The organism is Methanobrevibacter filiformis (genome assembly GCF_001639265.1).
GTDB lineage: Archaea > Methanobacteriota > Methanobacteria > Methanobacteriales > Methanobacteriaceae > Methanacia > Methanacia filiformis.
The window spans coordinates 1-601 of sequence record NZ_LWMT01000207.1 but is presented as its reverse complement, the minus strand read 5'-3'; the positions used below and the strand labels follow the sequence as shown (position 1 = coordinate 601).

Annotated in this window: 1 protein-coding gene; it reads right to left on the bottom strand. The window is 32.9% G+C overall.

Annotated elements, in window-relative coordinates; genetic code table 11:
- The coding region (locus MBFIL_RS05460; RefSeq protein WP_157078693.1) for a DUF11 domain-containing protein at nucleotides 1-601 on the bottom strand (601 nt) is incomplete at both ends.

Below are 601 nucleotides of genomic sequence, written 5' to 3'. Positions count from 1 at the left end.
TTACAGATTCACCAGTGCCCAAATCACCAATATTCCAAATCCCAGAAACATTATTATATATTCCTTTACTTGCATTAGCACTAACAAACTGCACTTTACTGTTATTAGTTAAATTCTCAATAACAAAAACACCAGTAGCATTAGTCAAACCATTATTAGTCACAGTAATAGTGTACAAAACATTATCACCAACACTCGCAACAGTAACATTCGCAACTTTAACAATACTCACATTAACAGTGTTATTTACAGTGACAGTTTCATTATCTTCAGGATCACCAGTATTAGGCTCATTAGTGGTTACGTTCGCAACATTCAAAATACTACCATTACCAACAACAAGAACATTGATATTCAAACTTACAGATTCACCAGTGCCCAAATCACCAATATTCCAAATCCCAGAAACATTATTATATATTCCTTTACTTGCATTAGCACTAACAAACTGCACTTTACTGTTATTAGTTAAATTCTCAATAACAAAAACACCAGTAGCATTAGTCAAACCATTATTAGTCACAGTAATAGTGTACAAAACATTATCACCAACACTCGCAACAGTAACATTCGCAACCTTAACAATACTCACATTAACAGT